Origin of the sequence: Thermodesulfobacterium thermophilum DSM 1276, from assembly GCF_000421605.1 — a bacterium.
Classification (GTDB): Bacteria; Desulfobacterota; Thermodesulfobacteria; order Thermodesulfobacteriales; family Thermodesulfobacteriaceae; genus Thermodesulfobacterium; species Thermodesulfobacterium thermophilum.
Map to the genome: position 1 here is coordinate 1 of NZ_ATXI01000009.1, position 24200 is coordinate 24200.

Consider the following 24200-nt stretch of genomic DNA (forward strand, 5'->3'; position numbering starts at 1 on the left):
TAAGCATCAAAACTATGTTTTCAAGCCTCTTCTGCCTGGTAATGTCTATCAAAACCACAAAACCTGCTGGCTTACCCTGATAGGTGATGGTGTTAGCAAAAGTAAGGGTATACCTTATCTCCCCAGTTTTCCTTAAAATTTTTAACTCCTTATAAACCCTTGTAAACCTCTCCCCTCTAAGTCTTCTTTCCACTACAGATTTAAGATATTCTCTTTCTTCAGCTGGAAAAATATCCAAAATACTCATCCTGTTTAGTTCTTCTAAGGAATATCCGGTAAGTTCTAAGAAAAACTTATTAGCATAAACTATGTTTTCCTGATAAATCAGCACCCCTACCGAAGGGGCCTCTAAGATAGCCTCAGCAATATCTTTTAAATGAACCTCTTTTTCATTTGCAACCATGAAACCTCCTATTTACTTCTTTAAACCTATCCTTCATCTATTCTTCAATATACTCTTTCTTGAAATTTTTGTAAATATTTAAGCAGTAAAACTAATGAACCAATCAAGGTAGGTGGTGCAATTTCTTAAATCGATGATATAATACATCTGTGTTTCTAAAAAAAATAGAAATCTACGGGTTTAAATCCTTTCCCTACAAAGTTACCATTCCATTTTCACCAGGAATTACAGGGATAGTAGGGCCAAACGGAGCTGGAAAAAGCAACGTCCTTGATGCGATTAAATGGGTCTTAGGGGAACAAAGTCCTAAAAAACTCAGAGTTAAGGAGCTTTCAGACCTTATCTTCGCAGGTAATGAAGCCAAAAAAAAGGTGGATTTTGCTGAAGTAAGGATGACCATAAACCATGACCCTCCGGTATGGGAAAAATACAAAGATTTTCCGGAGGTAGTCATTACCAGAAGATTTTACCGAAACGGAGAAAGTGAATTTTTTATTAATCAAAAGCCTTGCCGACTTAAAGACATCCAGTTTTTGTTTTTAGAATTAGGGATCAACACCCAATCTTATAGTATCATAGACCAGGGAGAAGTATCTAAGTTTATAGAACTTTCACCTAAAGAAAGAAGAATATTTTTAGAAGACTTGGCAGGGGTTTCTAAGTTTAAAATCACCGAAGAAGAAACCAAAAAAAACCTAAAACTTACTGAAGAAAACCTAATCAGATTAAACGATGTGTTAAAGGAGGTAGAAAATCAATATCATCATCTTAAAAAACAAGCTGAAGAAGCCAAACAATACCTTAATCTTAAACAAAGGTTAGAAAAACTAATAGCAGAAAAAAACCTATATCTTTGGAAAAAAAACCATCAAGAAAAAAAGGAAATAGAAACTAACATCTTAGGTTTAAAAGAAAAAATCTCTCAAGCAGAAAAACAAATAGAGGTTTTAGAAACCGAAGAGCATGTTCTTTCTCAAAAACTTTTAGGTTTAGAAAATACCATAAGAAGCTTGAGAGAAGAGCTTGAAAGTAAAGAAAAAATCTATAAAGACTGGGAAATGAGGTTTGGCAACCTACTAAGAGAAGAAAGAGACCTTGTGCATAGGATTGACAAAGAAAAAGTAAAAGAAGAAACTGAAAAAAGGCAGTTAGAAGCCTTAGATAGAGAAAATCATAACATAGAAGAAATCCTAAACAAACTAAAAAACCAGGCAGAAAAATTAAAAACTCAGTTAGAAAAACTCAAAACTCAAAAAGAAACACTTAAAAACCTGTATGAAGAAAAAATATCCCAATTTAAAACACAAGAAGAAATTTTCTTCAGGTTGCAAAAAGAGGTAGAAAAATTTAACGAAAAAAAACACCTTCTTGAGAGAGAAATTCAAAATTTAACCAGAGAAAAAGAATCCGCTAAAAAGTTCTATCAAAATTTAAAGTTAGAAAAAGAAAAATTAGAAAAAGAAAGTACTTTATGGGATAATTTAATCGATGAAAAAGAGCAAAAACTAAAAAAATTAACGCATGAAGAAGAACTTCTATCTAAAGAAATAGAAAACCTAACACAAAAATCCAACCAGCTAAAACTTGCTGTCGAAAACCTAAAGGGAGAAAAAAAATCTATAGAAGAAAGAATTTTATTAATCAACAGGTTATTACCTAACAAAGATAAAAACTCTTTTAAAAAATTACCCTTTCATGTTGATTTTTTGCCAAATTTTTTGAATGTAAAAGAAAAGGAAGATTTGGACTTATTAGAAATAGTGTTTAAAGAAGACCTAAACGCTCTTTTAATAGAGGGAATCCCTCATATCAAAACGATTTCAGGATATGTAAAAGAAAATACCCCCCTTTTCCTTAAAAATCCAAAGTTTATAAGGTTTTTTGAAATAGAAAAAGAGGGAGAGCTTACAGAGGTACTTTTAGAAAGTTATGCCAAAAATCCTCGTTTTATTTACGTTAAAAAAGAAGGTTTACTTTTTACTCCATTTGGGTTTATTTATATTTTAAAGAAAAAAAATGAAGGTAAGATTCGTCTTCAAAAGGAATTAGAAGAACTTTATCAAGCAAAAATACAGGTTGAAGATAGACTTAAAGCCTTAACGTTAGAGGAACAAAACCTAAAAGAAAGGTTATCTTCTTATCAAACCAAACGCAATCAATTTTTAAATGAAATAAAAAAGCTAAAAGCTGAGATAGAAAACATACAAAAACAAAAACAAAATTTTCAGCTTTCATGGGTAAAAATCGAAGAAAAAGAAAGCAATGTTAAAGAAAGACTGAATCAAATCAGTCAAGAGATTAATAGACTTAACCAGGAAAAAGAAGAAATTGAAAATCAGTTCCATCTCGTTAAAAATGAATTAGAAAAAAATAAAGAAACCTATCAAAAAACCAAGGCAGAAATAACTGGTTTAGAAAAACAAATTAAAGACATAGAAACTTCGTTAAACAAACTTCTCCAAGAAACAATCCAAATAAAAACCAAAAGAGATAGCCTTTTACAAAGAAAAACAGAGATTCAAAAACAGACTGAAAAACTAAAAAATAATCTAAAAACATATCAAAATTCTATAGACCTCCTTCAACAACAACTCCTACATATAAAAGAAAGATTAAAAGAAGTCAGAGAAAAAAAAGATTCTTATTTAAAAGAGATAGAAGGTTTAAAAAAAGATTTAGACAAAGTTAATCAACAAAAAATTGAAGTAGAAAAAAACTTACGTTCTTTAGAGCAACAAAAAAAACAAAAAGAAAAAGAGATTAAGAACTTAGAAACCCAAATCTATAACTTGGAAATAAGGCTTACTGAGAAAAAACTTTTGTTAGAAAATCTAAAACAAGCTTTAGAAGGAGTAGAGTTTGATCCTTATTCTTTTGAAAACGAAAAACTGGATAATAAAATAGATTTAAATCTTTTAGAAAAAGAAATTCAAAAGTTAAAAGAAGATTTAAAAAATTTTCAAGAAATAAATTTAGCCAGTATCAAAGAATTTGAAGTAATTTCTGAAAGATACCATCAACTCCTTAATCAAAAAGAAGATTTAGAAAAAGGCATCTCAAAACTTCAAGAAATTCTCGAAAATCTCAAACAGCTTTCTAAGGAAAAAATCCAAACTACTTTACAAGAAGTAAACCAAAAGCTATCTGAAATTTTTTCCCTGATTTTTAAGGGAGGAGATGCTCAACTTATCTTTAATGGAGATGACCTTTTAACCGCGGGACTTGATTTTCAAGTTAAAATACCAGGAAAAAACATAAAACATCTAAACATGCTTTCCGGAGGGGAAAAAGCTCTGTGTGTATTGGCAATTTTGATAGCTTTTTATCTGGTAAAACCAGGACCATTCTGTATTTTTGACGAGGTGGATGCACCACTTGACGAAAAAAATTCTCTTAAATTCATCAGGCTATTAAATCTTATAAAGAAAAATTCTCAGATTATTCTTGTAACCCATAATCCTAACGTGATGAAAGAAGTAGATACCCTCTTAGGGGTAACCATGGAAGAAAGGGGAATCTCTAAGGTTTTTATCATAAAACCCTTTGAAAGGGTTAACGAAGATAGGTATCAAGAAGATTGGTTAAAGCATGCTCAGAGATAAGAGAAGTTAAAGTTTCTCTATCTTTCATAGACATTTCGATAAATTTTACCCCAAATTCGGTGTTAAACCTTTCGGTTTTTATCCACCTAATCTCTGCCTTACATTTGATAGAACTTTTCCATTTTATCAATAAATTGATAATGTCTCCTTCATACAAAGGTATATCTCTATCGGTTTTTAGGCGAGCACCTTCTATGCTTAAATCTAAAATCTCTACCGGAAATACCTGCCCTTTCTCTGTAGCAACCTTGCCCTCCAAACGAATCCTATAACGCGTATAATATCTTTTATCTTTTTCATACATAAAAAACTCTTTTCAGTTTTTTTGCAGGTCTTCTATATAACGCAAGACGACTTTAAGCCTATCCATAAGCTCTTGATAGGTTCCTCTTTCTTTTTCTACCACCTCCTTAGGTGCTTTTTCTAAAAATTCCTGGTTGTTAAGTTTTTTTTCTATTTGTTTTAACTTAGACTCAAGTTTTTCCTTTTCTTTGGTTAACCTTTGCAACTCTTTTTCTAAATCTATAAGGTTTTCTAAGTTTATTAAAACTTCCCCTTTAGATAAAATATAGGATACTTCTCCTTTACTTTTAATATGTTGTTTTACGCCCTCAATTTTCTTTACTTTAGCCAAAAACTCTATTACCTCGCTTTCTTGAGATAGAAGATTTAAATATTGATCTTCAGAACAATGATAAAAAACTTTTAGATCTGTCTTAGCCGTAAGACCATATTCTGCTTTAATATTTCTTATCCCAACCGTTAACTCCTGTAAAAATTGAACTTTTTCTTCTGCCAACTCATCTAACAAATTTTCTTTAAAGACAGGGTAATTAGTTTTTATTATATGTTCTGTATCTTTTTTTGGCAAGTGAGCCCAAATTTCTTCAGTAACAAAAGGAATAAAAGGATGAAGTAATTTTAGACAAGTGGTTAACACCTCTAACAATACCTTTTGTGTTTGAAGTTTTGTTTCTTCTTTTTTAAGGTAAACTTTGGCTACTTCTAAAAACCAATCACAAAATTTACCCCAGAAAAAGTGATAAACCTCCATAGCTGCCTGATCAAACTCAAATTCTTCCAGTTTTTCTCTGACCTTTTTAACCGTTCTCTGAAGTTCAGAAAGTATCCATTTGTGCCACAAAGGAAGTTTGGCTGGTTCTATTTCTACTTCAGCAGACTCTCTTTCAATGTTCATAAGGACAAACCTACTTGCGTTCCATATCTTGTTGATAAAGTGTTTAAACCCCTCAATCCTTGCCTCAGAAAGCTTTATATCCCTACCTTGAGCAGCAAGGGCTATCAGGGTAAACCTTAGGGCATCTGCCCCATATTTTTCTATCATTAACAAGGGGTCTATCACATTACCCCTGCTTTTACTCATCTTTTGACCTTTTTCATCCCTCACCAAAGCATGTATGTAAACTTTTTGAAAAGGTATCTGTCCCATAAAATGAATTCCCATCATGATCATACGAGCTACCCAAAAGAAAATGATATCAAAGCTGGTAACCAAGACAGAGGTTGGATAAAAGGTGGTTAAGGTTTGAGTTTTTTCAGGCCACCCCATCGTAGAAAAAGGCCAGAGAGCTGAAGAAAACCAGGTATCAAGCACATCTTCATCTTGATAAATCTTTTCAGAATTACACACAGGACATCTTTCTACCACTTCTTCCTTACTGACGATGGTTTCCCCACAGTCTTTACAATACCAAACAGGTATACGATGTCCCCACCATATTTGACGAGAGATACACCAATCTCTTATGTTCCTCATCCAATCAAAATAAAGATTCGTCCAGTTTTCTGGTATAAACTTTATAAACCCATACTCTACAGCTGCTATAGCAGGTTGAGCCAAAGGTTTGGTAGCCACAAACCACTGTTTAGAAACCAAAGGTTCTATTACCGTATCACATCTATAACAGTGTCCTAGTATAAGCTTATAATCTTCCTCTTTCTCAAGAAACCCCTGATTTTTTAAATCCTCCAATACCTTTTTTCTCGCTTCATATCTTTCCAGTCCTTTATAAGGCCCAGCTTCTTCTGTCATAAAACCATCTTCACCTATTACTTTTACTAAAGGTAGGTTATGTCTTTTAGCCATTTCAAAATCTGCAAAATCATGGGCTGGGGTAACCTTTACCGCACCTGTTCCAAACTCAGGGTCTACTGCTTTATCTCCTATTATCGGTATTTTTCTTCCTATTAAAGGAAGAACCAAAAACTTACCGATTAATCCTTTATATCTTTCATCCTCAGGATTTACAGCAACCGCAGTATCCCCTAACATGGTCTCAGGTCTGGTAGTAGCTACCACCACAAAACCACTACCATCTTCTAAAGGATACTTTAAGTACCAGAGTTTTCCCTGAGTTTCTCTCATCTCTACCTCTAAATCAGCAAGAGCAGTGCCACAACGAGGGCACCAATTTATGATATAATCCCCCCGATAGATAAGACCTTCTTTCCAAAGGTTTACAAAAACCTCTTTAACTGCCCTCGAAAGACCTTCGTCCATCGTAAACCTTTGGTATGACCAACTACAACTTGCCCCTAACTTTTTCAACTGGTCTATGATGATGTTTCCACATCTTTCTTTCCATTGCCAAACCCTTTCTATAAATTTCTCCCTTCCTAAGGCTTGTCTGGTCAAACCTTCTTTAGCGATTTCTTTCTCTACCACGTTTTGGGTAGCTATTCCTGCATGGTCAGTCCCCGGAACCCATAAAACATCGTATCCATCCATTCTTTTATAACGTGCTAACACATCTTGTATGGTGTTGTTTAAGGCATGACCTATATGTAAAACCCCTGTTACGTTTGGAGGAGGGATAACTATAGAAAATTTTGGTTTATTCTTGTCAAAAGATGGTTCAAAATACCCTTTCTCTTCCCATACTTTATACCATTTGTCTTCTACTTTTTTAGGATCATAACTTTTGTCAAGGTTCAACTCGATCAAAGCCCTTCCCTCCTTTTATCGTTTTCTTCTATAGTCTTACCAACTCAATTACTATTGTTCAGTAAAAACTACCTGAGTGCCTAACCCTTCGTCGGTAAAAAGTTCTATGATTAAGCTATGAGGCACTCTTCCGTCTATGATATGTACCTTCTTGACTCCCCCTGCTAAAGCCTTTTTGGCACTCTTTAACTTAGGGATCATACCTCCTTTTGCGATACCTGTTTCTATCAATCGGTCTATATCTTTTATGGTTAATGTAGAAATTAAGTTCCCTTTTTCATCCTTAACTCCTTCTACATCAGAAAGGTAAACCAATTTTTCGGCTTTAAGAGCAACAGCCAAGGCTCCTGCCACTAAATCTGCGTTTATGTTATAAGCCTCTCCGTCTGGGCCTATTCCTACTGGAGCAATAACCGGAATGAAATCTTTTTCTATCAAAGTAAAAAGGACCTGAGGATTAACCTCTTTTACTTTCCCTACTCTTCCTATGTCTATGATTTCTGGAGGTCTATCTTCCCCTCTGTATTTATAAACCTTCATTTTTTCTGCAACGATAAGCTCTCCGTCTCTTCCAGAAAGTCCTACTGCCTTTACTCCAGCTCGGTTTAACAAACTCACGATGTTTTTATTCACCGTCCCTACCAGCACCATCTCAACCACGTTCATGGTTTCTTCATCTGTAACCCTCTGTCCTTCTATAAACACAGGTTTCAACCCCATCCGTTCCATAACTTGATTAATCTGAGGTCCTCCTCCATGGACTATCACAGGACAAATCCCTACATATTTCATCAAAGCAATGTCCTGAGCAAAATTTTGTTTAAGAGATGGATCTACCATGGCATGACCGCCATATTTAATAACCATGATTTTTTTATAAAACTCTCTAAAATAAGGTAAAGCCGAGATAAGTATCTTTGCCTTTTCTAATATCTCCATAGTAGAAACTCCTTACCAAAGAGCAGGGGCATGAATAATGTAACATCTCATAGGAATTTCTCCTTTCACCTTTAAACCATGCTCCTCTTTAGGAAGTATGGTTACGATATCTCCAGCCTTGATAGGTTCCCACTTTCCATTAATAAAAATTTCTCCTTCTCCTTGAAGCACAAAGATGGTATCAGCCTCTTTTTCGTGGGTATGTATAGGGAGTTCTGTTTCACCAGGAATTTCAAGAATGGTTATACTTGCTTCACAACATACGTCTTTGGTAACCACAAAACCTATTTTTACCCCATCAAACTTAGGATGAGGGTTCATCTCAACATCAGCTATGTTAATTTTAACTCCCATCTGCCCCTCCTTCATTACTGTATTTTTTCCTTTACTTTATAAACTACCATATGAGGAAAATCATCTAACACCAACTCAAAATAAGCAGGATCATAACTTCTAAGAAGATACATCTTATTAAATAAGGTTTCAGCTAACATAGGATTAAGGATAAAAAGGGCGGCGTGATTCTCTTTAAACTTTACTATCTCAACTATTACTCCATTTTCAAAAAATTTCTTTTCTATCATTCCTTTAGGGTCTTTTACAACTAACTTTCTAATAGGAATACTCTGGTTACCAGCAGTGACAACTCCTACATTTAGGTCTAATTTAGCGCCTATATCCTGGCAATCAAGCACGTTGGCTGTGCTCATAGAGCATTTTTCAGGAGCTATGATGTTTCCATGAATTCCCTGTTTTTTATCAAAATCATAGCTACCAAAATAATGAATCCAGGCAAATTTGGGTATCAAGTCCTCGGTAAAAACCCAATAAACAGGATGTTTTATGTCTTTACTAAAGTATCCTTCTTGAACCTTTTTAACCAGTTCTTTGGCGGATATCCCCTTTTTTAATTCTTCGGCAATCCCTTTTAACCCATAGTTAGTAATAAAAGAGGTAATGAACCAGGCTTCTTTTGGGTCGCTGGTAGTAAAGCTTCTTGCAATAAAATAGGTTTTAGGAGAAGCCTGTGAACCTCCGTCATGAAAGGTAGGTCTTCTTGAATAATACTGAAAAGCATAACCATAGTCCCACCAAGTCCAGATAGCCGAACCTTGAGGAGTTTTTTGTTTTAGATAATCCATGTCTTTTACGATAGGGCTAAAAACCTTAGGATAACTTGCCCAACTTATGACAGGTTTTTGTACCAAAAACAATAAACATAAGAATAAACTTCCTATCAGGTTTACTGTAATAACCTGTTTTTCCTTATGCTTAAAAAGGTCTAAATACCCAAGGGCTTTTTCAAAAAGAAAATGTACCAAAAAACCTATCCCAACCCCTATAAAAGGCGAGAGATACATGATAAACCTTGCACCTGAGACAAAAGATAAAAACCCAATCCCTAAGAAAGGAAGTAGAAAGAATAAGTTTTTAAAATAATAACCAAAGCATAAAATTACCCCTATAATTCCTAAAATCCCTAATATAGGACTATAAACAGCTGTTTCAAGAACTTTATCAAAGCTTTCTCTTTGCAACTCAGAGATAGACATAAAAACATTGGGAAAATCTTTAAAAAGTTGTTCTGCGCTGGTGGTAGTTTTGAGGTTAAAAACAAGGGTTTTTACCTGTATAAAAAGATGGTAAGGGCCTTCGTAGATATACCAGATTTGAGGAACAATTAGGATAGCTAAATAAAGATAATCTTCCTTCGTGAGTTTTAGCTTTTTATCCCATAGATATCTTATCAGAAACATAAAAATCAACACAAAACACAGATTAGGATGACCGTACCAAAGATAATAGAAAAGAACTACCAGAGAGGCAAGGCTAATCCATAAATACTTTACCCTGTTTTTAACGGATGAAAAAAACTTATAAAAAAAATAAGCTGCTAAAAAAGGTAGGGTGAGATTAAGAATATCCTGGTCCAACCTCATGAGATTGGTCCTTCCCCAATACATAGGAGAAGCAATGGCTACCAACCCCCCGAGCAAACCTGCATAGGCACATCCAAGGTCTTTAAAATAAAAGAAAAGTGGAAGCACTACCGAAACAGCTAAAATTGGGATTAGATAAAAAGTTAAAGTCTCAAGAGAAAGGTTAAACCATTTTGAAAGATAAGCCCAGGTCACACTAATAAAAACACCAGGCACCTGATATTTAGCATAAAATACGTTTTTTTCATCCAGTTTGGCTGAAGATGAATTATCTGGGAATACTCGATAGTGGTCTATCTCTCCAGTTCTGAAAACCCCCTGTTTGATGTCTTCAGCTAACCTCGCAAAATAGAAAGAATCATATTCGCTGTAAATAGGCTTATCTTTGTAGTAAAAAAGGGCTTGATTAGAGTGCCAAAAATTTTTGTCTTCAAATCTTATATAAAGTCCCCAGAAAACAACAACGAATAGCAACAAAAAGGGATAGTAAATCTTTAAAAATTTATCCATTTTAACTCCCCAAGATAAGTTGATAAACTGATAAAAATTATATTAAAAAATTTGTGAAAAACAAGAACTTGTTTGTTTATATCATCTTTTTTTCGATTTTTTGGTATGTTGAGAGGTAGATTTGGCTTTTTTCTTTTTATTAGAATTTTTTTTAGAAGACTTGATTTGTTTAGACTTCTTAGCAACCTTTCGAGGTTGTTTATTTCGTGTAATGGACAAAGATTGATTTTGAGTTGAGTTTTCTAAAATTAAATCTTTTTCTGACAATTCAGAATTAGCAAGGGTTACGATGTAAAAAGTTCCGTCTGTAGTTGTTTTTTCTATCAACTTTAATTTTAGACGATTTAGGTTAGCCTGTATTTCCTTTTTTTTGTCTTGAGGAACTTTGAGTAAATAGGGTTTGCCCGGTGGTGTTATCTGTCTTCTAAGCTCTGCGTTCATCATCAAAAGCAGGTCATAGTTTATCTGTCCAGCTACAGCAAATACCTTAAGGTCAACCCCTCCGTTAACCTCCATCTCTTCATATTCCAAAGCCTTAGGCTCTAAGGGTTGAAATCCGTATTTTTGGGGATTTTTAATGATAAAGGTAATAGCCATCCACTGAGGGAGATAAGCCGCTGTCTCTAAAGGGAGGCTACCTGAGTTTAATAATTGCCAATAATCTATAAAGTTTTTAGCCCTTAAAATCCTTAAAAGCCTACCTTCTCCAAGGTTATAGCTTGCTACCGCAGGCCTCCAGTCTCCGAAGATATCATAGAGTCTTTTCAAATAACGAGCTGCCGCATGGGTAGACTTGATAAAATCTTTTCGCTCATCTACCCAGTAGTCTATTTTTAATCCGTAAGATCTACCGGTTTTTTCCATAAATTGCCAGATTCCAACCGCCCCTGCCCTTGAAATCGCAAAAGGATTACAACCACTTTCTATAAAAGCAATATAAACAAGATCCTCAGGGACTCCATACTCTCTAAAGATAGTTTTAAAATAAGGAAGATAAGGACTACAGCGTTTAAGCCATCTTTCAGTAACTTCCCTTTTATCCTTGGTAAAATATTTTATAAAATAAGCTACTTGATCGTTTATGTCTTGAGGTAAATTTTTAATAACCTTAGGAGGAAGTTCTTCTAAAACTTCATAAACCTCTTCGTCTTGTGGGTTGATATTTTGAGAAAAAACAGGTAAATTCCAGCTTAACCCAAGAAAAACCATTAAAACTATGGTTAAAAACCACCTAATAACTACTTTAAACCTTTTACTCTTGTAATTTTTCCCATTCATCGGTTAGAACCTTCAAGTTTAGATAGGTATCTTCCTCGTTGTGAGCTTCTGAAGTCAAGATTGGAACTATCTTTTTCTCCTTTAAAAACTTAAAAATGGCGTTAAACTTCAATACCCCTTTCCCTAAGGCTAAATGGTCGTCTTCTTCCCCTAAGTTATCATGGCAATGAATTTCCTTCAGATATGGATAAAGGATGTCTAACCAATCAAGTTCGTCCTTTTTAGAAAACACCCTTGCATGTGCTGGGTCAAAACACCAGCCAACCCTTCCGGAAAAAGCTTCAAAAATAGGTAACATAAACTCAGGAGTAGGTTCATAAACATTCTCTAAAGATAGAGACAACCTCTCTTCCTGGATAAATTCCAATAATTTATTTAAATTTTCTATAAATATAGAACGCCATTCTTCTTTTAATTCGTGATAATTATAGGAATAACCAGAATGAAGAACAAGGTTTAAGGGTTGGAAAAGAGAGGCCCTTTCAATGGCAAGAAAAATCCTTTTCAGGCTAACCTCTCTTATCCACAGGTCAACAGACCCTATAGAAAGATCTATAAAAGGCAGATGAACGGTAGTTAAAAGCCCTTCTTCCTTAATCAGGTTAGCAACTTCTTTAAAAGTATGGTAAGAGTAATTATCCAAAGAAAAAGCGTTTAAAGATACTTCTACGTTTATTCTATTCTCTAAAACCAAAGAAAGATACTTTTCTTTTAAAAGGTTAAAAGGAATGGAAACAAAAACCAACGGTCTCATTTTTATCCTCTTTTAAAAAATTCTCTTACCCAGTAGACTACATAGTCTATTTCTTCTGAGGTTAGATATGGGAAAAACGGAAGGCTTAAAACTTCTTGGGCAACTTTTTCTGTTACAGGAAGCATACCTTTTTTAAAACCTAAATCTTGATAGACTGGTTGCAGATGTAAAGGATGTTCATAATAAATCCTGGTTGTAACCCCTTTTTCCTTAAGAAATTCCTGTAGGTCCTTTCTATAAGGAGTCCTTACAGTAAAAAGAGACCAGCTTGGGGTATAGGTTTTAGGAATTTTAGGTAGAAAAAGCTCAGGCTCAAGATCTTGCAATCCTTTTATATAAGCTAAAGCATATTTTTTTCTGAGGTCTAATTCTTCCTTAAAATATTTGAATTTTACAAGCAAAATAGCACAATGGATTTCATCTATTCTTCCGTTTATACCGTGATATTCATAAAAATAAGGTTTGGTCTGTCCATGTTCTTTTAAAATTCTAACCCTCTTTTCTATCCCTTCGTCTGCAGTAAAAACCATCCCGCCATCTCCAAAGGTGGAAAGAGGTTTGGTAGGATAAAAGGAAGTGGCAGAAGCAACCCCAAAGGTTCCAACATATCTATCAAGTATCTTAGCCCCAAAGGCTTGACAAATGTCTTCTATAAGTAAAATCCCTTTTTCTTGGCAAAACACTTCAATCCTTTCTAAATCAGCAGGAATACCAAATAAACTTACTACTATGGCTGCAGAGACCTTTTTACCTCGTTTCGTAAGATAAAGATAAGCCTCTTTTAACGTTTCTAAGGAAACATTAAAGTTAGATTCTTCTATGTCAACAAAATAAGGAATAAGTCCAGCCCGTACTACTACCTCAGAAGTAGCAATAAAAGTAAAAGATGGTACTAACACATAACTTCCCTGAGGTAGGTCTAAGGCCTTGAGTATTAAGTATAAACCCTCTGTCCCTGAAGAAACTCCTATAGCATAAGGAATATCTAAAAAAGAAGCTAAAGTTCTTTCTATTTCTTTTGTATAAGGTCCATTCAAATAAACCCCACTTCTTAAAACGTTAATAACTTCTTTCTCTATCTCTTGTCCATATTTTTGATATCCTCTTTTCAGGTCTAAAAAAGGAACCTCCATTTTTTCTCCCCTTTACTTAAAAAATCTTAGTTATTATACTTTATTTGATTAGATAAAACAACCCTTTACTAAACAATCACAAAAACCTTGAACTTACTTGATGAAAAGGTTACTTTTTTACCGAAGAGGAGGATTAGGTGATACCCTTCTTACGTTTCCGGTTCTTGAGGTTTTAAAAAGTCAAGGTTATAAAATAACTGTCATAGGGGTTAAGGCCTATTATCAGTTAGCTCAAAAAGTAGGATGGGTAGACGAGATCTATGAGGACCTTTATCCGCAGGTGTTAAACCAACCCTATGATTTAAAAATTTTCTTCTCTAAAACAGAAGGATTTGACCCTTTCCCTTCAAAAAGAATCTGGTTGATAGATTATTACTTTGGTTGTTTAAACCTGCCTAAAAAGTTTTCTCAAATTTTACCTGTCGAAGGATCAACTGAAAGCATCCTAAAAAACAAGGTAGTCCTTCATCCAGGAAGTGGTTCCTCTAAAAAAATCCCTGATTTTTTGCTTTTTTCGATGATAGAAAAATTTTTAAAAGAAAAAAAATTTGACTATATTTACATAGTAGGAGAGGCTGACAAGTGGATAAAGGCTTTTACCTCAAATTTTTGGGAAGTAGAGGACATTGAGGTTTTAGCTAAGGCTTTAAAAACCGCTCGAGGGTTTATAGGGCTTGACAGTGGGATATCACACTTGGCAAGTTATTTAGGAGTAAAAAGTTTTATCTTTTTTGGCCCCACAGACCATATTGTATGGCGTCCGATAGGCCCTAACCATACCATCATAACCTTAGGTTTAACCTGTAGTCCCTGTTTCCCTAAGACCTGTTCTGAAAGGCCTTGCTTAGATCCTCAAAAGTTTTTCTTTAAATTTTTAGAAAAGGCAGATTTATAGAGATTTTTAAAATAATTTTATTTATTTTTTCTATTAGATGGTTTAGGCTAAGGTGTTAAACTTAGAAATTTGAAAAAATTTTAAAAGGGGGCATATGATGAAAACGTTAGACGTAAAAGGGCTTCCCTGTCCTCAACCTGTTATTCAAACAAAAGATTTTTTAGAAAGTTTAGAAGAGGGAGAGGTTTTTCAGATAGTTTTAGACAGTCAAACGTCAGCTAATAATGTAAAAAAATTTTTAAATTCCCAGGGACACAAAATCATTTCTGAGGTAGAAAAAGGAGAAGAAATTTTATTGGTGGTAGAAAAAAAAGGTTATGAAGTAAAGGTAAAAGATGAAGAGCTTGCTCATTTTTCATGCGAAACAAATTTAGAAAAAAAAGAGCTTTTTGTTATTCTAACCAATGATGTAATCGGTAAAGATGAGGCTTTAGGTAAGATATTGATAAAAGGCTTTTTTGAGACCATGCTTGTACAAAACCTTTTACCAGACAGAATGTTTTTTATGAACAAAGGGGTATTTTTAACTACAAAGGACGAAGAAATAATATCTTTACTAAAGGAGATTGAGAAAAAAGGGGTTGAAATCTATTCTTGTGGTACCTGTTTAAAATACTATGGTTTAGAAGATCAACTCAAAGTCGGGAAAAGAGGTGGCACAGACATCTACTTAGAAGGTATGTTTTATTTCAAAAAAACCGTTTGGGTAGGTTAAAATACCTCCAAAAAAGGCCTTGACAACCTTGGTAAAGATGTTTAAATAATATAAAAAACTTGTTAAATATGGCGGCGTAGCTCAACAGGTTAGAGCATGTGGCTCATATCCACAGGGTTGGGGGTTCGAGTCCCTCCGCCGCCACTAAATTAAATCTTGGAAGAAAGACTATGAAGGATAAGGTTGAGGTAAAAAAGATTACCACTCCTCAAGAAGCAGCCCAGCTTCTTCGTCAAATTGCCGAGGAAGTAGAAAAAGGTAAGATAAAGATTGAACAGGTGGAAATAGATTTGCCTGCCAATTTTGAATGTGAACTGAAGTATAAGGTTAAAGAGGACAAAAAAGAATTTGAAATAGAGTTTACTTGGAGGAGTTAAGTTTTAGCTGGCGGCGTAGCCAAGCGGTAAGGCGACGGCCTGCAAAGCCGTGAATCCGGGGTTCGAATCCCCGCGCCGCCTTTATTTTTTATATCACTTTTAATTATGTTCAGATTAAAAGTACAAGATTCTTTTTCTTCAGCCCACTTCTTAAGAAACTACGAAGGTCCATGTGAAAAACTTCATGGACATAATTGGAAGGTAGAGGTGGTAGTAGAAGGAGAACGTTTAAACGAGCTTGATATACTCATCGATTTCAAAGAGCTAAAAAAAGCCCTAAAAGAAACTTTGAAAAGCTTAGACCATCGTCTTTTAAACGACCTCCCCTATTTTTTGGAGGTTAACCCTTCATCTGAAAGGATTGCCCAATATATCTTTCAAGACCTCAAGAAAAAACTTTCTTTATATACAAACTTAAAGATTAAAGAAGTAACTGTTTTTGAAACAGAAAAGGCCTGTGCCACCTACTTTGAACCTTAAAATCTCTGAGACCTTTTTCTCTATCCAAGGGGAAGGTCCTTTTGCAGGTTATCCTACGTTTTTTGTAAGACTTTTTGGGTGTAACCTAAAATGTACATGGTGTGATACCCTTTATGCAAGAGAAAGTGATAAATACCAAAGCATAACCTTAGAAGAGATAATTAAGTTATGGGAAAACCACTATTCTTCAATCCCCTACATCGCTATCACAGGTGGTGAACCCCTACTTCAACCAGAAGTCTATCCTTTAATAGATAGATTTTTGAATAAAAAATGTATAGTTTGTATAGAAACCAACGGAAGCCTCTCTATTAAGCGCCTCCATCCTCAAGTGATTAAAGTCATGGACCTAAAAACTCCCTCTTCTGGAATGGCAGACCACAATCTATATGAAAACATCGACTTTCTTAGCCCAAAGGACGTCATAAAGTTTGTAATACAAGACAGAAAAGATTTCGAGTTTGCTTTAGATAAAATTAAAACTTTTGACCTTATCTCTAAAACCCAAGTGTATTTTTCTCCGGTATTTGGAAAGCTTTCTCCTAAAGACCTTGCTAACTGGCTTTTAGAAATCAAACTACCTATAAGATTACAACTTCAACTGCACAAAATTTTAAACCTAAAATAAATCTATACGATTTAAATTGTAGATTTTATATTTTTGTGTTAAAATAATCACTATGAAAGAACAAGATTTAAATGTTTTAGAAAAAGAAACAACCGAAGTTTTATCTCAACTGCCTGCAATCGCTGAAGAAAGTCTCCCTGCTAAATTTGACCCTCTCCAAAAATATCTGAAAGAAATCAGTAAATATCCGGTACTTACCAGAGAGGAAGAAGAACAGATAGCTAAAGCTTATTATGAAACTAAGGACCCTCGATTAGCTTATAAATTGGTGGTCTCAAATCTTAAATTAGTGGTAAAAATAGCCTTAGAATTTCAGAAATTTTGGGCTCACAACTTCTTAGACCTTATCCAAGAGGGTAATCTTGGGTTAATTCAAGCCGTAAAAAAATTTGACCCTTATAAAGGGGTTAAATTTTCTTATTATGCCTCTTTTTGGATAAAAGCTTACATTCTTAAGTACATCATGGATAATTGGAAGCTCGTTAAAATGGGGACTACCCAAGCTCAAAGAAAGTTATTTTATAAACTTCGTAAGGAAAAAGAAAAACTTGCAGCCTTAGGTTTTGAGCCAACTTCTGTAGAGATAGCTAAACGTTTAGGAGTTAAAGAAAAAGAAGTAGAAGAAATGGAACAGAGAATGTTTTCTCAAGACCTAAGTCTTGAAGCACCGATAGGGCACGACTCTGAAGATACCTTAGCCAGTTTTCTTAAAGATCATAGACCTACTCCGGAAGAAATCTATGCCAAAGAAGAGGTGCTTTCAAAGTTTAGAAAGCTTTTAAAAGAGTTTGCGCAAACTTTATCTGGCAAAGATTATGTTATCTTTCACGAAAGACTATTTACCGAAAACCCTAAAACTTTGAATGAACTTTCTCAAAAGTTAGGGATTTCTAAGGAAAGGGTTAGACAAATAGAAGAAAAAGTTATTAAAAACCTTAAAAAATTTCTTGAAGAGAGGCTCCCTGATGTTCAATATTACACCCTGGCACTTCCAGAAAATCTTTAGTTTATCTCTGATATTTGTTCTCTTCTGTCTTTTTATTCCTGCCTGCTCCTTTGCTTCTAATCACAAAGGCTTAGCTTATTACTACTTTCTTTTAGCCTTAAGACAGGAAAACCCAGAAAAAACAGAACAATATCTAAAAAAAGCCATAAAACTTGACAAAAAAAGCCTTTATCTACAAAAACAGTTAATTTTATATTATCTTCAAAACAAACAGTTTAAACAGGCAGAGAGTTTAGCAAAACAGCTCCTTTCTGAGCATCCCGATGAAAAAGAACTTACCTTAATTTTAGCCAAAATTTATCTTTTTGAAGATAGACCTTATAAGGCAGCTAACCTACTTGAAAACCTCCTGGAAAAAGAACCTAAAAATGAAGAGATTTTAAGTTTATTGATAAACATTTATCTTGAAAAAAAAGACTGGAATTCTGCTTTATCTCACTTAGAAAAATTACTAAAAATAGACCCTAATAATTACGTCGCTTGGTTGTTTAAAGGTAGAGTCTTAAAAGAATTAAAGAGGACAAAAGAAGCTAAAGAGGCTTATTTAAATGCTTTAAAAGCTTCTTCTGATAACAGAATGATTTTGATTGAACTCCTAAAATTTTTAGAAGAAAATAAAGAAGACCAACAGTTAGAAGAGATTTTAAAGGTGCTTATTCAAAAATATCCTACAGATGAGAACCTTATCAAGCTCTTGTTAGGTTTTTATGTAGAAAAAGGAGACTGGCAAAACTCTGAAAAACTTCTCAAAGACATCCCAGAAGGTCTAAAAGATAAACCTGAAATGCTTTTTTTCTTAGGATTTTGTTTAGAGAACCAGAAAAAATTAGACGAGGCTTTAGAAATTTATAAAAAAATCTTACCTCAGAATGAATGGGGATTAGAGGCTTCTAAGAGAATAGTTTTTATCTTGAGAAAAAAGGATAGGAAACAAGCTTTAGATTATTTCAAAACCTTAGAAGAAAAAACCAAAAAAGATAAATCATGGTATAAGCTGTTGATAAGCTCAGCTGAGGCCTTAGATCTTTGTGAAAAGGGAGTGCATTACGGAGAAGAAGCCTTCAAACTATATCCAGATGATTTAGAGATAATCCTTGGTTTAGCGTCTAACTATGCCTGTTTAGAAAACTATCAAAAGGTTTTAGACCTTACCCTTCCATGGTTAAGTAAAATGCCAGAAAATCCTCATGTTTTAAATTTTGTGGGATATAGTTATGTAGAATTAGGGAAAAATCTTGAAGAGGCAGAAAAACTACTTCTAAAAGCCTTACAGTTTAAGCCTAATGACCCTTACATCCTTGATAGTTTGGGCTGGTGTTATTATAAGATGGGAAAAATTGACCTTGCTTACCAGTATTTAGAAAAAGCAGTAAACAACTTGTCTGAAGAAGAAGCAGTTATCCTGGAGCATTTAGCTGACCTGCTGGTGGTTAAAAAAGAATCACCAAGGGCATGCAATCTTTATAAAAGAGCCCTCAATGCCTCTTTTCATATCAGGGATACTGAAAGGATAAAAAATAAAATAAAAACCTTAGGTTGTGAATAAAGCCTCTACTCTAACTAAAATTCTCTTTTGGTTATACTTACCCTTTTTCTTGGTTGCTTGTAGTAAAAAACCTGTCTATTTTTTGCCTGAAACCCTATCTGATAGCATCTACACCGGGAACGTATGGATTACGATAGAGATTAATCAAAGAGAAAAACAAGAAATTAATACAGTTTACGGAGATTTTCAGTTAAGTGCTAAGTTTTTTTATCTAAGGCTAAAAGACCCCTTTGGGACAACTTTAGGGGTTTTGGTTTGGAATAAAGAGGAAAAAGAACAGATAAAAATATACGACTTATACCATCATAAAATACTGGTTATTTCTTTTCCTAAAGGTTTTAATCCTAAAGACCTTCCTCAATATTTTTTAGGAATAAAAGAACAGGAAAAAACATGGGAAGTTCCTAATCATGGTATTATAAAATATAGTTTTGACAAAAATTCTGGACAAGGAAAAGTTAAGGTTGAAGTGAAAGGTTTTGAAGTATCTTGGAAGTTTAAAAGTCTAAACTCTGTAAAAGAACTCCTTTGGGACCCTAAGTTTTATCAAAAACATTTAGAAAATGAGGGACAGAAAGAATTACTTAAGTTTTGATTTTTCCTTTTTGATAGGTCTAATTTTTATCAGAACCTCATCAACTGTTTGTGGACTGGCTTTTAAAATTTTAATTTCTAAGTTATCATAGCAAATCACCTCTCCTTCTCCTGGAATTTTTCCTGTAACAGAATAAATAAAACCATTTAAAGTCTCATAATCTCCTGAAGGAATAGGGATACCCATTTGTTGTAATTTTTCTATCTCTATAAAACCCTTAAATTTATAAGTGTTTTCATTAATCTTTTGATATTCGGGTACATAATAATCCAGAGCATCTCTAAACTCTCCTAAAACCTCTTCCACCAAGTCTTCTATGGTTACGATTCCTGTGGTGAGCCCATATTCATCAACAATAACCGCTATTTCCATACCAGACTTTTGAAGGGTTGAAAGAACCTCATGAGCCCGAGCAACTTCAGGGAAAAAAAGAGGGGAATAAGCAATATTTTTTAAGGGTTTTTCCTCTTCTAACAAAGTTTTACCTAACAAATGTTGTACCTTTACGATATATTTTATGTGATGAATATCTTCCTCATAGAGTGGTATGTAGGAAAAATTATATTTTTTACTGAATTCTATACCATCTTTTACCGTTGCTTCTAAAGGTAAAGCCTTTACTTGACTTATCGGAATCATAACCTGAGAAACCTTTTTCTTTGCAAAATCTATGATTTTATGCATTAAATCTTTTTCTGTAAGGTCTATTTCTTCTTCATATCTTATAAAATTAAGAAAAACTTCCCTAAACCTAGTTAAAAAAATGGGATTTTTTTCTTGAGGTTTAAGCAATTTCTGGGCTAAAAAAGTATTGATATATACTAAAGGCCAAAAAATAAAAGAAATGACATAAACCAAAGGGAGTAAATAAAGAATCAGAGGATAAGCAAACTTTTTACCGATGGTCTTTGGTATAATCTGTCCAAAAACTACCATGGAAAAAGGAAGTATAGTTGAAGATATTACTATTCCTATGTTTCCAAACTCTTTGATTAGAAAATAAGAAGTAAAAACACCGTTGCCTGCGATACAAAAGGTAATTCCCATAAGGGTTGTGGTAAAAAGCCTTTCAGGGTTTTCCCAGAACTTAAGATAAATCTTGGCTGCCCTTTCTTTTGTAGCCAACTTTTCCATGAAATATCTTTCTACAGAAATAAAAGAAATCTCGCTACAGGCAAAAAAAGCCTCCCCTAAGAGAAAAAAAAGAAAAGAAAAAACACCCAACATCAAACCTCTCCCTGGGGAATTCTTTCTATCTCAACCCAAAGAATTTTTCTTCCTTTAACCCTTTTTACCGTAAACCTGTATCCACCATAAACTATGGTTTGACCTTCTTTAGGAATCTCTTTAAAAAGGGATAACAAAAATCCGTTTAAGATCTTGATGTCTCTTAAGGTTTCTTCGTCTAATTCTAAATCTAACATAGACTTTAAGTTTTCCATAAGTACTTTTCCATGAACCAACCATTTTTGTTCTCCTATTTTCTGAATCAAATCTACTTTAGCTTCTTTTTGTTCGTATATTTCTCCAAAAAGGACCTCTAACACATCTTCAAGGGTAACTAATCCTTTAACCATACCATATTCGTCTACCACGATGGCGATTTTAAGATGTTTTTTTTGAAATTCAAAAATTAAATCTCTTACCTTAAAATTTTCTGGCACATAAAATACCGGTCTTACTAAATCAGAAAGCTTAGTTTTTCCTAAGAGCTCGGGTGAAAAATTTTGAATGATATCTTTTACGTACAATATCCCTATGATATTATCTAAGGAATCCTCGTAAACCGGAAATTTGTTGTAGGGCATATATTTAATTTTTTCTAAAAATTCCAGGGTAATATCCCTATCTTCAAAGGCTACCATTTCAGAACGTGGAGTTAAGATAGCTGAAACCGATATTTTCTCAGAAAGAAATACACCTTTGATAAAAGTTTTTTCCTTCTCAGTAATCCTTCCCTGTAGATAAGCTTTTTCAATAACATAAACTATAATTTGCTCTACTTTAGAAAACGTTGTAGAATAGATTTCTTCTACCGGGAAAATTTTTTCTAAACTTTGATAAATGAACCTATAAATTTTCCTAACTGGCCAAAAAATACAATACAAAATATAAATGATGTATATTACTTTAGTTATAAGCCAGTCTTTAGCCTTAAAACCTATTACCTTAGGGAAAAAATCTCCCAGCCAAAACATCAAAAAGCTTAAAGCAAAGAAAGCTATGGCCTTTCCTTTATCAGGAAAAAGAGAAGAAAATAACTTAGACCCAAGGAAACTGGCAAAAAAATCAACTACTTCATTTCCAGCAATAAGAACTACTAATAAATCCTCTGGTCTTTTTAGCAGATCCAAAAGCTTTTGAGAAACCCCTGAAACCCGTAAATTTGCAAGTTCTATCCTGGAGATAGAAAAAATAGCTGCTTCTGAATACGTCAAAATCATCGAGGTTAACAAAAAAAATAAAATAAGAAAAAAATAAAGCTCGATCATTTATACTTTAAGGTATATCACAAAAGAGCTTTTTTGATCAGCATTTAAAGGGATTGAAAAACCTAAAAGATCTTCTATCTTTGTTTTAAATTCGTAAACTTGGAACTTCCCTTCATCCTTTACAGAATAAGTATGTTTTTCCTGCCATGATTCTAATAATTCTGAAGAGGTAATTATCAACCCGTCTAACCCTGAAGCATGATTAAAATCTATATAAGGACCTAAAGTCTGCCAAGCTTTGATTCTTTGTTCAAGATTAAGTAAACTTTCTTGAACTTCTATAGAGGATAATACTAAACGATTTAACTCTTCTAAGGGTTTAAAAGAAAAGTCCTCTCCTACTATTTTTTCTTTAAACACTTCTTGATATTTTAATTCTAAACTTTCTAAATCAACTTTTATTTCATAAGTAGAAACATCCAGTTTCTCAGCTAACATAAGAGTTATAATCTGCGATTTTACCATAAACTTATCTTCTTGTAATGTTTTTACACCCTTTATAGCATATAAAAGATCCTCCAAAAAATTTTCAAATACATCTCTAAACTGGCTAAAATATCTCAAATTTTCTGGAGTTCTAAAGTTAGCCCCCCATTCTTCTAAATGGGCTACCTCTTTTTTGACTTCTTCAAGGTCAATCTCTAAGTCTGGTTTAAAACCTAAAAAAACAACTTTTTCTTTTAAATCTGTTTTTTCATGATAAAATTTAAGCCAATTTTCCTTAGTTGTACCAAGATCTAACACTAGCAACCTTTCTATTAATGTTATAACTTTTTCAACCTGTTCCACGCCTAAAAAAGTTTGAGGATATAATAATACCTGATAACCCATATTCCTTCCTTTTAACTGACGATTTTATTAAAAATACCTTTTAAATACTCTAATTGCCTGTTATATTCTTCGTCCAGTTTTTCTTTAATTTTTCTCCACTCTTCTTTAAATTTAGGATGATTTTCTGGATCTACATGTACCTCTGCCCCTAACTGACTGGATAAAGCCTGTTCGATCATCTCTATTTCTGCAGAAAAACGTTCAACCATTTGTTGATAAATAGTTTCTTTGTGGGTATTATACTGGATTAAAAGTTTCTCAATTTCCTTTAAAAGACGATCCATCTCAGGCATCTTTTCAAAAACCAGCTTTAAACCTTTTAGAGCATTTTTGGCATCTTGCAGTTGATGCTCATTCAAAGGTAAAACTATGTTTCTTAAAAAAACTTGAACTACCCCTTTAAGGATGGCCTTTTTTTCTTGTGGTTTTCTATCTTTAAGCATTGTTTCTAATTCTTCGCGAAAATCTGACGATTCTTCTCTCAAAAATTTAGCCGCAAGCCTTTGAGCCTCTTCCTGTAGTTCAAGTAGTCTTAGTTCTTCCTTAGAAGCCTTTCCTATTTTTTCTGCCTTTTCTAAAGCGATCTCAAGACTACTTCTTATTTCATCAGGCATAAAACTGCCTCCTCTCGATAGAATAAAACTGTTTATTTTAAAAAATTAACATCTAAAACCCTTTTCGGCAAGAGAAAACTTAGGAAGCTTAAAAGTTATTTTTGTTGAGAAAAAACTCTAACAGGATCTTACCTGGAACACACAAAAGTATAAGTTAGCTTAAATTTGTGCAATACTTTCAAAGCTTTTTACCGCATAATAGGTAGATTCTAAAAAACTTTTCTAAAACCCAAAAATCTCCAAAGCATAAAATGTATCTTACACAGTAGGTGGAAGATAAGGAGTTGATCTAAAACCTCCGGGGTCTTTCTTGTTTTTACAAGCTGAGATATCTGTTTCCCAATAAATTAACCAAACTTTTTAAACATCATATTTCCACAGGACGACCTTGTCCAGATTTTTTCCTTGTAGTAAAAAATAAAATTTTCAACGTTATTTAATATTTTTTAGGAATTTAATTTTATTTTTGAAGAAAAATTTTAATCTATCTTTACAAA

22 protein-coding genes and 2 tRNA genes are annotated in these 24200 nt (G+C 33.7%); 11 read left to right on the forward strand and 13 right to left on the reverse strand.

The genetic code is table 11. From position 1 onward, the window contains the following. Positions 1 to 403 (reverse strand): PAS domain S-box protein (locus H529_RS10265; RefSeq protein ID WP_033396863.1); only part of this gene is annotated, 403 nt, incomplete at its 3' end. A 149-nt stretch (positions 404 to 552) separates the two neighbouring features. Between H529_RS10265 and H529_RS0105300 the strand changes: the two genes are divergently transcribed. Beyond that, a complete protein-coding gene (locus H529_RS0105300; RefSeq protein WP_022855496.1) occupies positions 553 to 4005 on the forward strand; it encodes an AAA family ATPase in 3453 nt (1150 codons plus the stop codon). Here H529_RS0105300 and H529_RS0105305 read toward each other — a convergent pair. From H529_RS0105305 to H529_RS0105340, 8 genes are all read right to left on the reverse strand, one after another. Beyond that, positions 3956 to 4309: a PilZ domain-containing protein gene (locus H529_RS0105305; protein ID WP_022855497.1), complete on the reverse strand. Its 354-nt coding sequence runs from the start codon at positions 4307 to 4309 to the stop codon at positions 3956 to 3958. The two genes, H529_RS0105300 and H529_RS0105305, sit on opposite strands and share 50 nt — an antisense overlap. 12 nt (positions 4310 to 4321) lie before the next feature. Continuing rightward, entirely contained in the window at positions 4322 to 6970 is a 2649-nt protein-coding gene (locus H529_RS0105310) for a valine--tRNA ligase (RefSeq protein WP_022855498.1), read from the reverse strand. A 51-nt stretch (positions 6971 to 7021) separates the two neighbouring features. Further along, positions 7022 to 7909 (reverse strand): acetylglutamate kinase, encoded by an 888-nt coding sequence (gene argB, locus H529_RS0105315; protein WP_022855499.1) that lies wholly within the window; start codon positions 7907 to 7909, stop codon positions 7022 to 7024. A 12-nt stretch (positions 7910 to 7921) separates the two neighbouring features. After that, positions 7922 to 8263 carry a cupin domain-containing protein gene (locus H529_RS0105320; RefSeq protein ID WP_022855500.1) on the reverse strand — a complete coding sequence of 114 codons (342 nt, stop codon included), beginning with the start codon at positions 8261 to 8263 and terminating at the stop codon, positions 7922 to 7924. A 14-nt stretch (positions 8264 to 8277) separates the two neighbouring features. After that, positions 8278 to 10359: an STT3 domain-containing protein gene (locus H529_RS0105325; RefSeq protein WP_022855501.1), complete on the reverse strand. Its 2082-nt coding sequence runs from the start codon at positions 10357 to 10359 to the stop codon at positions 8278 to 8280. A gap of 81 nt (positions 10360 to 10440) precedes the next feature. Then, positions 10441 to 11637, reverse strand: a complete 1197-nt coding sequence (locus H529_RS11235) for a lytic transglycosylase domain-containing protein (RefSeq protein WP_022855502.1) — start codon at positions 11635 to 11637, stop codon at positions 10441 to 10443. Continuing rightward, complete coding sequence (locus H529_RS0105335; RefSeq protein ID WP_022855503.1) at positions 11612 to 12391, reverse strand: sugar phosphate isomerase/epimerase family protein; 780 nt, start codon at positions 12389 to 12391, stop codon at positions 11612 to 11614. Before H529_RS0105335 ends, H529_RS11235 begins: the two co-directional genes overlap by 26 nt. A 2-nt stretch (positions 12392 to 12393) precedes the next feature. Further along, on the reverse strand, positions 12394 to 13524 hold the full coding sequence (locus H529_RS0105340) for a DegT/DnrJ/EryC1/StrS family aminotransferase (protein ID WP_022855504.1): 1131 nt from the start codon (positions 13522 to 13524) through the stop codon (positions 12394 to 12396). A gap of 100 nt (positions 13525 to 13624) precedes the next feature. Between H529_RS0105340 and H529_RS10275 the strand changes: the two genes are divergently transcribed. From H529_RS10275 to H529_RS0105390, 10 genes are all read left to right on the forward strand, one after another. Beyond that, entirely contained in the window at positions 13625 to 14419 is a 795-nt protein-coding gene (locus H529_RS10275) for a glycosyltransferase family 9 protein (protein ID WP_022855505.1), read from the forward strand. 97 nt (positions 14420 to 14516) lie between these two features. Beyond that, on the forward strand, positions 14517 to 15134 hold the full coding sequence (gene yedF, locus H529_RS10280; protein ID WP_022855506.1) for a sulfurtransferase-like selenium metabolism protein YedF: 618 nt from the start codon (positions 14517 to 14519) through the stop codon (positions 15132 to 15134). A gap of 70 nt (positions 15135 to 15204) precedes the next feature. After that, positions 15205 to 15278, forward strand: a tRNA-Met gene (locus H529_RS0105355). A 26-nt stretch (positions 15279 to 15304) separates the two neighbouring features. Continuing rightward, positions 15305 to 15511, forward strand: coding sequence for an amphi-Trp domain-containing protein (locus H529_RS0105360; protein WP_022855507.1), 207 nt, complete (start codon positions 15305 to 15307; stop codon positions 15509 to 15511). A gap of 9 nt (positions 15512 to 15520) precedes the next feature. Beyond that, positions 15521 to 15592, forward strand: a tRNA-Cys gene (locus H529_RS0105365). A gap of 24 nt (positions 15593 to 15616) precedes the next feature. After that, the gene (queD, locus tag H529_RS0105370; RefSeq protein WP_028843074.1) at positions 15617 to 15991 is read left to right on the forward strand and encodes a 6-carboxytetrahydropterin synthase QueD; all 375 of its coding nucleotides are present in this window, start codon (positions 15617 to 15619) and stop codon (positions 15989 to 15991) included. Then, positions 15951 to 16619 (forward strand): 7-carboxy-7-deazaguanine synthase QueE, encoded by a 669-nt coding sequence (locus H529_RS0105375; protein ID WP_245540271.1) that lies wholly within the window; start codon positions 15951 to 15953, stop codon positions 16617 to 16619. The genes queD and H529_RS0105375 overlap by 41 nt, the downstream gene beginning before the upstream one ends. A 52-nt stretch (positions 16620 to 16671) precedes the next feature. Next, positions 16672 to 17625 (forward strand): sigma-70 family RNA polymerase sigma factor, encoded by a 954-nt coding sequence (locus H529_RS10285; protein WP_022855509.1) that lies wholly within the window; start codon positions 16672 to 16674, stop codon positions 17623 to 17625. Further along, positions 17585 to 19171 carry a tetratricopeptide repeat protein gene (locus H529_RS0105385; RefSeq protein ID WP_022855510.1) on the forward strand — a complete coding sequence of 529 codons (1587 nt, stop codon included), beginning with the start codon at positions 17585 to 17587 and terminating at the stop codon, positions 19169 to 19171. Before H529_RS10285 ends, H529_RS0105385 begins: the two co-directional genes overlap by 41 nt. Beyond that, entirely contained in the window at positions 19164 to 19766 is a 603-nt protein-coding gene (locus H529_RS0105390) for a hypothetical protein (protein ID WP_022855511.1), read from the forward strand. The genes H529_RS0105385 and H529_RS0105390 overlap by 8 nt, the downstream gene beginning before the upstream one ends. On the opposite strand, the gene H529_RS0105395 is transcribed toward H529_RS0105390, so the two are convergent. Genes H529_RS0105395 through H529_RS0105410 form a run of 4 tightly spaced genes read right to left on the reverse strand, consistent with a single transcriptional unit; the run spans position 19752 to position 23703 of the window. Further along, a complete protein-coding gene (locus tag H529_RS0105395) occupies positions 19752 to 20993 on the reverse strand; it encodes a hemolysin family protein (RefSeq protein WP_022855512.1) in 1242 nt (413 codons plus the stop codon). The two genes, H529_RS0105390 and H529_RS0105395, sit on opposite strands and share 15 nt — an antisense overlap. Beyond that, entirely contained in the window at positions 20993 to 22258 is a 1266-nt protein-coding gene (locus H529_RS0105400; RefSeq protein WP_022855513.1) for a hemolysin family protein, read from the reverse strand. Before H529_RS0105400 ends, H529_RS0105395 begins: the two co-directional genes overlap by 1 nt. Continuing rightward, positions 22259 to 23089, reverse strand: a complete 831-nt coding sequence (locus H529_RS0105405; RefSeq protein WP_022855514.1) for a DUF488 family protein — start codon at positions 23087 to 23089, stop codon at positions 22259 to 22261. An 11-nt stretch (positions 23090 to 23100) separates the two neighbouring features. Beyond that, positions 23101 to 23703 (reverse strand): DUF6657 family protein, encoded by a 603-nt coding sequence (locus H529_RS0105410; protein ID WP_022855515.1) that lies wholly within the window; start codon positions 23701 to 23703, stop codon positions 23101 to 23103. Between the last annotated feature and the right edge of the window lie 497 nt (positions 23704 to 24200).